This window comes from Halobacillus kuroshimensis DSM 18393, assembly GCF_000425705.1.
Lineage (GTDB): Bacteria > Bacillota > Bacilli > Bacillales > Halobacillaceae > Halobacillus > Halobacillus kuroshimensis.
In genome coordinates this window covers 406,520-419,020 of record NZ_AUDY01000009.1, presented here as the reverse complement: position 1 = coordinate 419,020, position 12,501 = coordinate 406,520, and the positions used below count along the sequence as shown (strand labels likewise).

The following is a 12,501-nucleotide window of genomic DNA, read 5'->3' as shown; positions in this document are numbered from 1 at the left end:
ACTATTTTGCATCAATACGGCCGAGGAAAAAACCATCGATCCTGTCGAGACGTCCCCGCCAGAAAAACGATCCTTCCGCCGGGGTGGCCTGGGCATCGCCATTGTAGACCTGGGCATTTTCGAGATGAATGTATTGAATTTCCTCCTGCGAATAATTCATCTGGCTGGCTTTTTCAAGCTTTTCACTGAGGGACTGAGCCGTTTCATTCCCTTCAGCAAGGGTACCACTTAAAGAACGAAAGTATTTTTCAGCCGAAACCGTTGTCCCTGTCACCAAAGCTCCGTTAACGTTTAACGTAATGTCCAGGGAAAAGTCCTTCATATTTGCTGCTTTCACAAATTTTCTCAGCACATTATCCATCAAAGATCTTCCTTCCTGACTGGTTTATTGAACCGTGTCGTCATTAATCGTCAGTGATGTTTTCTTTGGTGTTCCCGGCGGCTTTTCCATTTCCTCTTCCTGATTGGAATCTTCATCCACCGGTTCAGGCGGAGCTTCAGAGGCAGCGGCTTCCTTCTCCGAGCTTTCGATCTGCTCCTGGGAAAGTTCAGGTCCTTCAAGGGCAGGTGTTTCTTCCGTCGGATCCAGTTTTTCCTGTTCTTCCTCATCGGCCGCCTTTCTATTTTTAATTCCTTCGACCCATTCCTCCGCTTTATCCTTCGTTTTATCCTTAACGTCCTTCACTCTGTCTTCCGCTTTTTGTGCTTTATCTTTCACCTTTGTTTCGGCCTTCTGTGCTTTCTCCTTTAAAGAAGAATCTCCTGTCTTTTCAGATTTTCCTGGATTCAGCATCAGACCTGTGACCGCTCCGACAACACCGCCGATAATGGCACGGGTCACTTTTCCACTTGGTTTGCCCGGGGATTTTTCCTGGCTGTTGTCCGCTGACGTCAATGTTGTTTTTTGATCAATCATGCTTATCTCTCCTCATCATTTTTGATGGTTGTACATGCGCTGCATCGAGTTTTCCAGCTGTTCGATGCGGTTTTGCAGCTGCTGGTTTTCCTTCTCTAAAGCCTTGGTGTCCGCTTCTGCTGCTTTAGAGTTTAAGTAGGGATCGGTTTCCCACCAGTCCATCCCGATTTCCTTCGCTTTATCAACAGACGCCACAATCAAGCGGATTTTGATCGTGAGCAGTTCTACATCAGCCAGCCCTACACGGATATCACCCGCGATGACAACCCCTTTGTCCAATACGGTTTCCAAGACATCGACGATACTGCTGGACTGGGTCGGGTGTTCAATAGACATCAGCCTTCCTCCTTCACAACAGGTTTCCAAGCGGACCTAAGTCAATGTTTAGATCCTCATCGGTCAACTCAAAGATTTCCTTCAATTCATCCATCTTCACGTCCAGGTTCATCAGGGCCACACCGAGCTGCTCAATCTGTTCATCCGTTAAAGTGCCACCATCCACCCGGCGGATGGCATGGCGTTCCACAAGCTGACGGAGAAGTTCAATAACAGTCAGGACAAGCTGCGCCAGTCCCTGTTCGGCACCATCAGGATCAAGGTTGATCCGCCCGCTTTTTAACGGCTGCTGTTCAAGGTCGTTCAACGGCATATTCCAGTTCCTCCTTTTCTTTGTCCATATTCTCAGAACTGATTTCGTTCTGCTGTGATTGAACGAGGGTTTCCACGGCCGAAATCAGAACCTTCAGATCCAGATAGACAAGGTCGATGCCCGCAATGGAAATAATGACATCCCCCTTGATGGCGACTCCTTTATCCAGCACCGTATCCAAAATATCAATCAACGCAATGTCACGATTTTCGAATTGTTCCCTCCGGCTCATCCCTCCACCCCGCTGACGGTTTTCGTGTCTGAAAAGTGATAGGGAGGCCACGGACCGGTCACTTCGATCATCCATCCCGCATCCCTTCCGTTTTCCTGAGCAGTAGTGACCTGCTCCAGGAAAGGTTCCACCTGCTCTTTTTTCAAAAGGTAGGCACCGTTCCAGCACATTTCCTCGTCTTTGCCGGTTACATTCTTGTTCCACACTTTCTTACTATTTGTGTCGACACAAAACTCCTTGAAGCGGTGATGAAGATTCCCTGCATAGGTCTCCTGTTCCTGCGAGACGATTTCTTGAATAAAACTGTCGAGCTTTTTCGTCTGAAGGTACTGCATTCCTTTTGACATCTGCGCAATATCCTCTTTCCGCTTCATAACCTCCGGGTGCCGGGCAGCTGTATGTTCCTTAAGGAGGTCGGAGCGGTTATAAATTTTCACATTCCACTCTTCCGTCCCTTGCAGCTGCTGAAGAATGATCTTCCATTCCGTTTCATAGACTGCCGCTTTATGCTGAAGATTTTCTTCCTTCTTAAAAATTGTTGCGAATTTCATCGGAATCAGTGTCATCCCGTCGTTCAGCTGCAGCAGGACTTCGTGATGGCGGAAAGCTTTTTTCCTGAGCCATTCCATTTCATTTGTTTTTTCCTCCAGCACTTCTTCCCCGAATTCGGATTCATCTACGAAGCTGACGACAGCTGCCAGATTTCCAAGCTCAATGTGGAAAAGGTGGTGAGAGTCATCCACGCCTCTCCACTGAGTCATATCCGTCTCCTGTGCTTCTTCCTTCCACGTCACGCCATACAGGTATAACAATTCTTCCATAATAAAAACTCCCTATTCATACCGTTTCGTCATCTCTTCCCATTGTTCCATCTCCCGCTTTTTGGCCATCTCATAGCGCAGCATCAGTTCTTCCTCCTGCTGCTCATACGCTTCTTCAGAGATTTCCTCCAGTTCATACATCATCTGAAGCTGGATGATTTTTTTCTGGATGTGCTCCAGATCGTACCATTCCTTATCCACTTCTTCTTTGACGTGCTCACCGACTTTTTTAATCAAAGTGATCGGAGAAGTGAACAGTTTATGAATCATGAAGCTTCCACTTTCAACTGGATATGGATGAAGTTATAAGGGGCCCACGGACCTGTATACTTGAAATCCACATAATCGCCCCACGTCTGGTAAAGCTCGTTAACAAGGGCATCAAAGACTTCCTCTTTGTCCCGATCGATTAAGTACGCGCCGTTCAGCAGCATTTTTTCTCCTAAGGTATCATTTTTCTTAGCGGCTTCCGCAAGTTCTGCGAGAGGTTCATGGATTCGTTTCTCTACATCATTCTGGATGTCGGTAAAGAAATCACGGGCCATTTCCCCAAGCTGAATCCGGTCGAAATAGCCGGCGGCTTCTGATTTCCCTTTCACCGTTTCCTTCTGCTTCTGCATTCTGTCGTTCTGATGGACCATGGATTCCAGCCATTCCCTTTTACCGACGACTTTCAAGCCGATTTCCATTTTGTCCCGGACTTCCGTGAACAGCTTTTCAAGCTGTGGATACAGATTTTCAAGCAGCACTTCGGTATCTTCTTTCGATTTAAAAACGTTTCCAAAGCTGATCGGAACGACCGCTCTCTCTTCCTGCATCACTTTAGTAATGACCGCCTGATGGGTCATCAATGGATCTTTTTTCGGGTGGTAAATCTTGACGGGAGCATGAGCAGCGACAACAGCCGCATCTTTATAATGAAGCGTAAATAACCGACGCTCTTCTCCTTCGAATTCGATCGTGCCAAAATCTTTTTCTCCTTCCGCCTGTATACAGCAGAAGATGTAAACACCTGTTTCCTCCGCCATTACGATCCCTCCTTTATATTCCGGCACTCATTTAAAATGAGTGCCTCTACATTTTTTGTCTGTTCACCGGCCTGCAGCTGAAGCGGGAACATCATAAAATCAAGACAGAGATGCTGGAATGCCGGATGACTGCCTTCAACCGGGATGGCATGCTGATAGGCGATATCCGCCATCATGATTGATGTACGGATGCTCAATGGACTGCCGCTTCCCCCGAGCTGTTCATTCACTCGTTTTACGAGGGAGACGATTTTTACTGCGCCTTCTTTTTTCATTCCGGTCCGTTTCATGACAACAGCCGTTTCTGTCTCTACATCCATCCGTTCAAGCGGAATTGTGATCAGCCTGTCAAAAAGAGCATCCTGTGTTTCATAAACACCGGCGTACTCCGACGGATTGCTTGTGAGCAGCATACGGAATTCAGGGTGGACGCGGATATGGGATTCATTCCGCTTGGCTCCATATAAAGGCATCACTTTTTCTTCTAATATAGAAAGAAATAAATTATTCGTATAAGGGGAGGAGCGGGTGAATTCATCGTAAACGAGTGTATGCCCTTCTTTCACAGCCTTGTAAAGATGCCCCTCCACCCAGTTTTCCGAAACATTCTCCTCAATCTTATGGACGGTTCGGACAAAATTATCATGAAGCTTTTTCCTGCTGTACCCACTGTAAGCTCCAATCAAATCTTCTCTTGAAAGATCTCTGCTTCCGGTAATAACGGTTACAGGGCGGCCGCGCTTCTCCGCTGTGTGAAGCGCAAGAGTGGTCTTCCCGATTCCAGCCGGTCCTGTATAATGAACCGGATAACCGGCCGACACATACCTTAAGGTCCGCTGAATCATCGATTTGAAGTGAGGGAGGTCAAACACATCCCCCGGGGTACGGGAGGAAGGCTGTCTGCTGTTCAAACGTGTCATTCGCCATTCCCCCCCCTTACGTTTCGACCTGCTCATCAATTTCCGTACGGTATCGGAGACGTATTCTGGAAAATCCGCTGATGTCCAGCTGCTCATCCAGAAAAACTTCGTACACCCCGACCATCTGATCCCTCGCATACTTTTTCATATATTCCTTCTCTTCGATCACTTCAACGATGACACGCCATTCCTCATCCTTTTTCCTTGCCGAAATGATTTTATGGACGGGCGCAATATTCTGCTGAAAAAAATCCTGGACGGCATTCAAAACCTTCATACAACCAAAACCCTCTCTTTCTTTGACGTTCGCTTATATACTGAATTCCCCGCGCTCTTGAGAGCCCGTCTCTGGAGACGAACCGCTCTCACCGAGACGGCCGCCAAGACCTTCCTCCTCCACTTCATCACGAAGCAGTCCAACGGCTTCAGCGTATCTCAGCCACGTGTCTACACTTGCAATGACGACGCGCGCCTCTACTGTAATCAACTCAATTCCTACAACGGAAACTCTGGCAAACGCATCAATGACAATACCTTTATCTAAAATTCGGTCAACAACTTCTGCAAGACTTGAACTATCAGTGGATTTTTGAATCGCCATGAGGGATTCTCCTTTCAGTTTTTAAGAATGATAGGTTTTCATATGGGACAGGCCTTTCACATCTTTCGGCCCTTTCATGGTAGAAGCGCTCTTTATGTGCGAAACACCTTTGATGTCCTGCACACCCTTCAACCGTTTCGAACCATTGGACCGATCACCCACAGCACTCTGGATCTCCTGTCCCCTCTGCTTGACATCCGCAAGGTTCTCCTTGAAGTCCAGCAGCTTCTCCTGCACTTGTTCCTTGGCTTTCTCTGCTTTGGCATGGACGTCCCTGGCATTCGCCTCGGTCTTTTCCTGCCATTCCTGCTTTCTTTCATTGATTTGGGATTGCAGATAATTCCGAAACTGTTCTTTTGCAAAATCTCCCGCACGGTCGCTAAGCTCATCACCGGCACGGTCTTTCACTTCTTTCCAGTTATCACTTTTCCGGAATACTTTTTTCGGATCCGGAAGATGTTCCTTCAGCGATTCCGCAGTTTTTTTCACTCCTCCTCCTACACGTTCCATCCAATTTGTAGAATCTTCTCGATTATTCACAGCATCACCACACTTCTGCTCGAAGGCAGTCGTTTCTATCCTTACTTCCCACACTCACTTTTCTGAAACCCGCTGCCCTTCACATTTATATAAAAATGGGAATATAGACATCATTTCACCTTGAGAGAACCCTCCCCTAGGCCTACGAAAAGCGATTGATTACACTATGATTTCTGATATAAAGCTTTTGTTACAAAGTAAAGTTGCCCAACTTCCATGTCGAAACCACACTTAAGAGGTCTTTTTTTCACACGTCTATCCCAACCCCGATATCGCAGGAATCCTTCCAATTTCTCCGAATTACTAGAGTATATCTTTTAAAGGAGGAAATCGTTTGAAGTTTAAAAAGCTTGCTTCCCTGTCCCTTGCCGCCGCTCTCGTTCTTATGCCGTCCACTGGAGGTGTCCTGGCCGATTCCCTTTCCGACAAAACATCATCAGAACGGACAAACAAAATTGATACTTATCTCGAAAAAGGAAAGTACGTGCCGGGTGAAGTCGTCGTGAAATATAAAGAAGGCTTCTCTCCAAACAAAAAAGAGATGAACCAGATGGACGCTGTTGTCCTGGAGGAACAACAGGAAGTCGTCGAAGCTGAGGAGAAAGTGTTGAAGGTAAAAAACGTTGAAAAAGTCGTCGAAGCCTTAAACAAAAATCCAAACGTGGAATACGCAGAGCCGAACTATCTATTCCAAGCCACCTGGACACCGAATGATACGTACTACAGCGGCTATCAATACGGACCGCAGAACACGGAAACACCAAGGGCATGGGACGTAACACGCGGAAGCAGCAGCCAGGAAATCGCCATCATCGACTCCGGTGTCGACTACAACCACCCGGATCTTGATGGAAAAACGATTAAAGGCTATGACTTCGTCGATAACGATAACAATCCAATGGATCTCAATGATCACGGCACGCACGTAGCCGGAACCGCCGCCGCTGAAACCAACAACGCCAGAGGAGTTGCAGGAATGGCGCCTAATACAAAGATTCTTGCCGTGCGTGCCCTCGATGCAAATGGAAGCGGCTCCTTGAACGACATAGCAGATGCGATCCGCTACTCAGCTGATCAAGGCGCAGAGGTCATCAACCTTTCCCTTGGCTGTAACTGTGATACACAGACATTGGAAAATGCGGTCAACTACGCCTGGAACAAAGGATCCGTCGTTATTGCAGCGGCAGGGAATGACGGAGTTTCCACAACTTTCGAACCTGCTTCCTATGACAACGTCATCGCCGTTGGAGCGGTCGACCGCTATGATAGAAAAGCCTCCTTCTCCAACTACGGCACATGGGTGGATGTAACAGCGCCAGGCGTCAGCATTGCGTCTACCATGCCGAACGGAGGGTATGCTTACATGTCCGGAACATCTATGGCAGCCCCTCACGTAGCCGGTCTTGCCGGACTACTCGCATCCCAGGGCCGTTCCAACAGCAACATCCGAGCTGCCATTGAGCAGACGGCCGATCCAATCAGCGGGACAGGTTCCTACTTTGAGCACGGATTGATCAATTCCTACGATGCGGTGAACTATTAAGTAGAAAAAAAGGAAGGCGCCTGCATGCGCCTTCCTTTTTCTTATCAGTTGACTATTCTGCCAACTATTCGCTATAGTAAAAGTACCAAAGGGAGTAGCGACCGCATATCCGCGGCTGATGAATCGTCATTTCGGTGATCGATTTCACCTGGTTCATCAAACTATATAGATAGGACGCGAGACTTTGGCCCGTAACAGGGCCGGAGTCTCTTTTTTTTGAGCAGAGCCCTGTATATAGAAAGGAGATGGGAATGATGGTTTATTTTATTTTTCTATTATCCGCCGTCATCGTTGTATTTGCGGCTGTCCAGCTGAACCGGTTCGGAGATGTAATCAGCCGGAAATCCACACTGAGCGGTGCTGTCGTCGGCACTTTTCTCATCGCCGGGGCGACTTCACTGCCGGAGTTGACGACCAGTTTAACGGCCGTCTACATCGACAACCCTGACATCGCCGTCGGTAACATGCTCGGGAGTAATGTGTTCAACCTGCTTATCATTGCTGTTGTAGATATGATCTACCGAAAACGAAAAATGTTTAACGCAATCGATGAGAAACAGCACATGCCAACAGCAGTGGCCGGTATCCTATTCACCCTGATTGTAGTCGCCGCCCTCATCCTGCCGTTTGATTTTTCCTTGTTTAACATTGGGATAGAGATGTTCATCCTCGTCGGGTTGTACATCGCGGCCACCCGGTTTATGAATCAAGGGGAAGAAGAGGAGATGGATGAAGCCGCCGCAGGCAAAGATTATACGTTAAAAACAGCGGTCATCGGTTTTATTGTTGCAGCACTGATCGTGTTCGCCGCAGGGAGCGCCTTATCGATTTCCGGTGATCAGCTCGCCCAGCAGACAGGGATGAGTTCAAGCTTTGTCGGAAGCTTCCTCATTGCCGCTTCCACCTCACTGCCGGAACTCGTAACTGTCCTTGTAGCCATGAAGATGTCCAACTACGGCATGGCGCTCGGGTCTATCCTGGGAAGTAACCTGTTCAACCTGCAGCTGCTTGCGGTGACCGATGTGTTTTACCAGAAAGGCGCGATTTTGCAGTCGCTCAGCTCCACTCATCTGCCTGTGGCGCTTTTAAGTACAGCGATGCTTTTCTTGACCGTGTTCATGGTGAATCGCAAGCCAAAGGAAAACAGCTTCCGTTATGCGGTACCGTCCCTGATTATGATCGTCATTTATTTTGCAGCATCGTATCAGTTGTATTAAAAAAGCAGGAGAGCTGGCGCTCTCCTGCTTTTTCTTATTTGTATCCCATCTCAATTTAAGCGATATACCTGGGGATTAATTGATATAACCTTTATTTAATTGATATATCTCGAATTTAGTTGATATATCGCAGAAAAAATGGATATATCGAAAATAAAATCGATATCCGCCAAAGGAATACCGATCTCCATGTCGAATAAGGAAAGAGCGAAAGGATGGATGTCATGATTATGAAAGAACGCACTTTTCCCAGCGATATCAAAGTGCTGCAGGCTTTGAAGCGGAGACTGGTGGAACATCACCCTCAATCCGAAGCTGTAAATGACCAGTTGAAGCTTCGATTAACCGGCTACAAAGGCGAACTATCCTTGAATTATCCTCTTACTTTTCTCCCCTCGGACCATTATATTTTCCATGACCTGCGTCTGTATGACGGCACCCACCATTTTCAAATCGACTGCCTTGTCGTAACCGCTTCTCTCCTAATCATTCTTGAAGTGAAAAATATTGGAGGTGAGCTGTTTTTCAACCAGCGCTTCCATTACCTTGAACGAAAATGGGAGGAAGATCATTCTACGTTTGCCGATCCAGTCATTCAGGTAAGCCGTCATACCCGGCAGCTTCGGAAGCTGCTGAAGCTCTGGCAGTTTCCTAACGTTCCAATTTATGGACTGGTCGTCAACAGCCACCCTACGGCAAGGATTGATACAGACGATGATGACCTTGAGAACGTCATTCGAATTGAAACGCTGCCTGAGAAAATTTCCACTCTGATGGAAGGTCGGACCCCCATTTTAAATGCCTCGCATATGAACCGCTTCACCACCCACTTGCACACCAATCACGAAAGCTACTTTTATGACTATGTGAAATTTTTCAAACTAGAAAAAGAAGATTTTAAGAAAGGGGTTTTCTGCCCGGAATGTTCCTCACTCCCAATGAAACGTATGCACGGCAGATGGAAGTGCGTGAACTGCGCTCATATCAGCAAGTCCGCTCATGTGGCTGCCCTGGAAGACTACTCGCTCTTAATTGGAAAAACCATTACAAACAAACAGGCCAGAGATTTTTTGCGTATTCCCTCTCCCTCAGCTGCTAATATTCTGCTAAAAGCGATGAAGATTAAAACAGTAGGCAGGAATAAAGGGAGAATATATGTACTGGAATGAGTGTTTAAATTGATATATTGGATAATTCGTTGATAAGTTGCTGAATTAATTGATATCTGCGGAAAATAATTGATATATCGCCATTTTAATTGATATACACAAGAAATAATTGATATCAGCCGCCCCTCCCCCATAAAGTCCAAAACAAAAAAGCCCCCCAGGAGGAGGCGCTTTACGTTTTCGGCTGAGGATCCGCTTCCATCAACACATCCACCAAATGAACGGCTTCCATACGGTCACCGGCACCTTCGCGGACAACGCCGAGCTTCATCTGCAGCAGGCAGCCCGGGTTGGAGGTGACGATGCCATCCGGGTCCACACCGCAGACGTCCTGCATTTTCACATCGAGGACGTCCATCGCCTCTTCATAGTTGACGATGTTGTAAATCCCTGCGGAGCCGCAGCAGAATTCCGGACGGTCCATCTGTTTCAGCGTCAGTCCGGGCACTTTTTCCAACAGCGCGACAGGCGCATCGGTTACCTTCTGGACGTTTCGCAGGTGGCAGGAAGGCTGATAAGTTACAGTTCGCGGAACGGACTGCTCAAACCGGAGGCCGTCCAGATCCACCAGCACTTCTGAGATGTCCTTCACATTAGCTGCAAAGGCGGAAGCCCGACTGTGCCAGTCCGTTCCTTTTTCAAACAGGTGCGGATATTCAATCAGACGGGCGCCGCATCCGCCTGCGTTATTGACAATGTAATCAAAACTTTCCTCTTCAAAGGCTTCAATATTCCGTTTGGCCAGCTCAACAGATGCATCGACTTTCCCGGAATGCGCGTGAAGAGCCCCGCAGCACGTCTGCTGGTCTGGAAAAACAACTTCTGCGCCGCTTCGCAACAGCAGCTCCATCGTGTTTTGGTTCGTTTCATAAAACACACTATCCATAATGCAGCCCTTGAAAAAAGCAACTTTAGCTGTGGCCGGACGTTTACGGACGTATCGGCCCGCCCTGGATTTCCGCCGCTTTGGGGAAGGCATCTCGGGAAGGACCGCTTCAAATTCGTGAATGTGCAGCGGGGCCCGCTTCGTCAGACCGAACCGCTGGGACACTTTTTTCAGACCACTGGATTGATAGAGCCAAGTGGCATGTCCAAGCGAATCCATCCAAGCTGTGGAAGGAAAGAAGCGTTGGAACATGAAGTTTTCGACCAGTTTCCGTGGTCTGCTTTTTCCCTCGTGTTCATCAATGACGTGCTTGGCGCTCTCCAGAATTTCTCCGTACTGGACATTCGTCGGACAGACGGTTGTACACGCCATGCAGCCGAGGCATTTTTCGATCGGCTCTTTCAAATCTTCGACGGATGCCTTCCCTTCAGCGACCATTTTCACGAGGTTGATCCGGCCGCGCGGCGAGTGGGTTTCTCTTTCCATCGTCTCATACGTGGGGCAGGCGGGAAGGCAGTAGCCACACTGGACGCAGTCGAACGTTTTGTCATAGCTGAGTTGTTCCTGCAGCAGACTATTCATGGTGCAGCACCAGCTTCTGCCCTTTTTCCGGGAACACCTTGCCTGGGTTCAGAATGCCGTTCGGATCCCAGCTCTCCTTGATCCGCTTCATCATGTCCAGTCCGACTTCGCCGAGCTCCAGTTCCATGAAGGGGGCTTTCATCGTTCCGATTCCATGTTCACCGGAGAGGGTGCCGCCGAGTTCCAGAGCCGCTTCAAACATTTCTTCCACGGCCTTTTCCACGCGCTTCATTTCCTCCACATCGCGCTTATCACACAGGACATTCGGATGGAGGTTTCCATCCCCGGCATGTCCGAAGGCGACCACTTCCACGTCATACTTCTCCTTAATAATCTGAAGCCGGTCCATAAAATCGGGAATTTTACTCCGGGGCACCGTCGCATCTTCGGAGACCTTTGTCGGCTTGATTTTCGCAATCGCAGGCGATACCTGTTTCCTTGCATGCCAAAGCTTAGCCGCTTCTTCGTTCGTTTTCGGAATGATCACATCAAGCGCACCCATATCCTCCATAATTTCTTCGATGAGGCGCTTCTCGACCTTCAACGTCTCGGGATGACCGTCCAGTTCAATAATAATGACGGCAGCAGCATCGACAGGAAGACCAGCCGGCTGAAATTTTTCTACAGCCGTGACACAGGCCTGATCCATAAACTCCATCTTAGACGGAAGGATTCCGGAGGTAAGGGTCTGGGAAATGGCCTCCCCCGCTTTTCGCACTTCATCAAACGTAACCATCAGCGTCTGAACAGCTGGAGGCTTCGGCATCAGCTTCAACGTCGCCCCGACGATGACACCTAAAATACCCTCTGACCCTACAATCAGCTTCGTTAAGTCTATACCGGTGACATTTTTGATCGTGCGTCCGCCGGTGCGGATGATTTCCCCTTCCGGTGTGACGACCTCAAGGCCAAGCACATGATCTTTTGTTACCCCGTATTTCAAGCCCCGGGGGCCTCCGGAATTCTCCGCAAGGTTGCCGCCGATCGTAGCAACATGGGCACTGCTTGGATCCGGCGCGTACATAAGGCCGTGCTCTTCAGCTGCCTTGTTGATATTAGCCGTGAGCACACTCGGAGTGACGTCCACGGTGAGATCCCGCGGACGCAGATGGATTTCAGCGGGGTACTGGGACATATCCAGAACAATTCCTCCGTGCACCGGGAGCGGTCCGCCACTCAGACATGTGCCTGATCCTCTCGGGTGAACAGGAATTCTATAACGGTTGGCCAGTTTCAAAACATCAGCGGTTTCCTGCTTGGTTTTCGGCTGGACCACAACATCCGGCAGATGCTCGTCGAACGAGGCATCAAAGCTGTAGCTGTGCCGGTCTGCAAGATCCGTCAGCACCCTTTTTTCAGGGATGATCCGGCGGAGTTCCTCGATCCATTCGTCCATA

At 48.5% G+C, this 12,501-nt stretch carries 17 protein-coding genes; 3 read left to right on the top strand and 14 right to left on the bottom strand.

The features are described from left to right. Position 1 precedes the first annotated feature (1 nt). From gvpU to gvpQ, 12 genes are read right to left on the bottom strand one after another with little or no spacing between them, the layout of a single operon-like run. The gene (gvpU, locus tag H615_RS0110000) at positions 2-361 is read right to left on the bottom strand and encodes a gas vesicle accessory protein GvpU (RefSeq protein WP_027955019.1); all 360 of its coding nucleotides are present in this window, start codon (positions 359-361) and stop codon (positions 2-4) included. Between the two features lie 24 nt (positions 362-385). Beyond that, positions 386-916, bottom strand: a complete 531-nt coding sequence (locus H615_RS0109995) for a YtxH domain-containing protein (protein ID WP_027955018.1) — start codon at positions 914-916, stop codon at positions 386-388. 15 nt (positions 917-931) lie between these two features. Beyond that, on the bottom strand, positions 932-1,252 hold the full coding sequence (locus H615_RS0109990; protein WP_027955017.1) for a gas vesicle protein: 321 nt from the start codon (positions 1,250-1,252) through the stop codon (positions 932-934). 13 nt (positions 1,253-1,265) lie between these two features. Continuing rightward, positions 1,266-1,565 (bottom strand): gas vesicle protein K, encoded by a 300-nt coding sequence (locus H615_RS0109985; protein WP_051254661.1) that lies wholly within the window; start codon positions 1,563-1,565, stop codon positions 1,266-1,268. Then, on the bottom strand, positions 1,546-1,797 hold the full coding sequence (locus H615_RS0109980; RefSeq protein WP_027955015.1) for a gas vesicle protein: 252 nt from the start codon (positions 1,795-1,797) through the stop codon (positions 1,546-1,548). The genes H615_RS0109985 and H615_RS0109980 overlap by 20 nt, the downstream gene beginning before the upstream one ends. Continuing rightward, entirely contained in the window at positions 1,794-2,618 is an 825-nt protein-coding gene (locus H615_RS0109975; protein WP_027955014.1) for a GvpL/GvpF family gas vesicle protein, read from the bottom strand. The genes H615_RS0109980 and H615_RS0109975 overlap by 4 nt, the downstream gene beginning before the upstream one ends. 12 nt (positions 2,619-2,630) lie before the next feature. Then, positions 2,631-2,888 (bottom strand): gas vesicle protein GvpG, encoded by a 258-nt coding sequence (locus H615_RS0109970; RefSeq protein WP_027955013.1) that lies wholly within the window; start codon positions 2,886-2,888, stop codon positions 2,631-2,633. Then, entirely contained in the window at positions 2,885-3,646 is a 762-nt protein-coding gene (locus tag H615_RS0109965; protein ID WP_027955012.1) for a GvpL/GvpF family gas vesicle protein, read from the bottom strand. The genes H615_RS0109970 and H615_RS0109965 overlap by 4 nt, the downstream gene beginning before the upstream one ends. Then, a complete protein-coding gene (gene gvpN / locus H615_RS0109960; RefSeq protein ID WP_027955011.1) occupies positions 3,646-4,566 on the bottom strand; it encodes a gas vesicle protein GvpN in 921 nt (306 codons plus the stop codon). The genes H615_RS0109965 and gvpN overlap by 1 nt, the downstream gene beginning before the upstream one ends. 16 nt (positions 4,567-4,582) lie before the next feature. Beyond that, complete coding sequence (gene gvpO / locus H615_RS0109955) at positions 4,583-4,843, bottom strand: gas vesicle protein GvpO (RefSeq protein ID WP_027955010.1); 261 nt, start codon at positions 4,841-4,843, stop codon at positions 4,583-4,585. A 33-nt stretch (positions 4,844-4,876) separates the two neighbouring features. Then, a complete protein-coding gene (gene gvpA / locus H615_RS21195; RefSeq protein WP_035531814.1) occupies positions 4,877-5,167 on the bottom strand; it encodes a gas vesicle structural protein GvpA in 291 nt (96 codons plus the stop codon). 21 nt (positions 5,168-5,188) lie between these two features. Further along, a complete protein-coding gene (gene gvpQ, locus H615_RS0109945) occupies positions 5,189-5,656 on the bottom strand; it encodes a gas vesicle protein GvpQ (protein WP_027955009.1) in 468 nt (155 codons plus the stop codon). Between the two features lie 385 nt (positions 5,657-6,041). Between gvpQ and H615_RS0109940 the strand changes: the two genes are divergently transcribed. From H615_RS0109940 to H615_RS0109930, 3 genes are all read left to right on the top strand, one after another. Beyond that, positions 6,042-7,250, top strand: a complete 1,209-nt coding sequence (locus H615_RS0109940; RefSeq protein WP_027955008.1) for a S8 family peptidase — start codon at positions 6,042-6,044, stop codon at positions 7,248-7,250. Positions 7,251-7,504: 254 nt separating this feature from the next. After that, positions 7,505-8,467, top strand: a complete 963-nt coding sequence (locus tag H615_RS0109935) for a sodium:calcium antiporter (RefSeq protein WP_027955007.1) — start codon at positions 7,505-7,507, stop codon at positions 8,465-8,467. A gap of 224 nt (positions 8,468-8,691) precedes the next feature. Further along, positions 8,692-9,636, top strand: coding sequence for a nuclease-related domain-containing protein (locus H615_RS0109930; RefSeq protein WP_027955006.1), 945 nt, complete (start codon positions 8,692-8,694; stop codon positions 9,634-9,636). Positions 9,637-9,808: 172 nt separating this feature from the next. Here the strand turns inward: H615_RS0109930 and H615_RS0109925 are convergent, their stop codons facing one another. Continuing rightward, positions 9,809-11,104, bottom strand: a complete 1,296-nt coding sequence (locus H615_RS0109925; RefSeq protein WP_027955005.1) for a (Fe-S)-binding protein — start codon at positions 11,102-11,104, stop codon at positions 9,809-9,811. Further along, on the bottom strand, positions 11,097-12,500 hold the full coding sequence (locus H615_RS0109920; RefSeq protein WP_027955004.1) for an FAD-binding oxidoreductase: 1,404 nt from the start codon (positions 12,498-12,500) through the stop codon (positions 11,097-11,099). Before H615_RS0109920 ends, H615_RS0109925 begins: the two co-directional genes overlap by 8 nt. Position 12,501: the final 1 nt, after the last annotated feature.